Genomic DNA, 524 nt, shown 5'->3' with positions numbered 1-524 from the left:
TTATCGGCGCCGGCTACGGGCCGGTGACACCGGCCAGCTCGCACATCCTGGCGCGTACCACGCCGCCGCATCTGATGGGTTTCATGTTTTCGCTGAAGCAGACCGGCGTGCCGCTGGGCGGCGTGCTCGCCGGGGCGCTGGTGCCGAGTCTGGTCGCCACGGTGAGCTGGCAGGGCGCCGCGATCGCGGTGGCGCTGGCATGTGCCACGATGGTGCTGGCCGCTCAACCATTCCGTGCCGCTCTGGACAACGACCGCCAGCCGGGCCACGCCGGTCCACGCGATCCGTTTCGGCCGCTGGTGCGGGTGTTTCAGCACCGGCCGATCCGTGACCTGGCCCTGTGCTCGTTCTGCTTCGGTGCCATGCAGCTGTGCCTGACTACCTATCTGGTCACCTACCTGACCCACGAATACGGCTTGCCGCTGACCACCGCCGGGCTGGTGCTGGCCATCACCCAGGGTGCCGGGATGGTGGGGCGGTTGTTCTGGGGCTGGATCGCCGATCGCTGGCTACCGCCTCGTCGG

The 524-nt window shown here is 68.9% G+C and carries 1 protein-coding gene; it reads left to right on the top strand.

Annotated features, from left to right (window positions below):
• Positions 1-524 (top strand): MFS transporter (locus NAV33_RS21405; protein ID WP_255983770.1); only part of this gene is annotated, 524 nt, incomplete at both ends.

Source organism: Stutzerimonas stutzeri (assembly GCF_024448715.1).
Lineage (GTDB): Bacteria > Pseudomonadota > Gammaproteobacteria > Pseudomonadales > Pseudomonadaceae > Stutzerimonas > Stutzerimonas stutzeri_AR.
The sequence above is the reverse complement of the archived record's forward strand: the minus strand, read 5'-3'. Positions and strand labels throughout refer to the sequence as shown.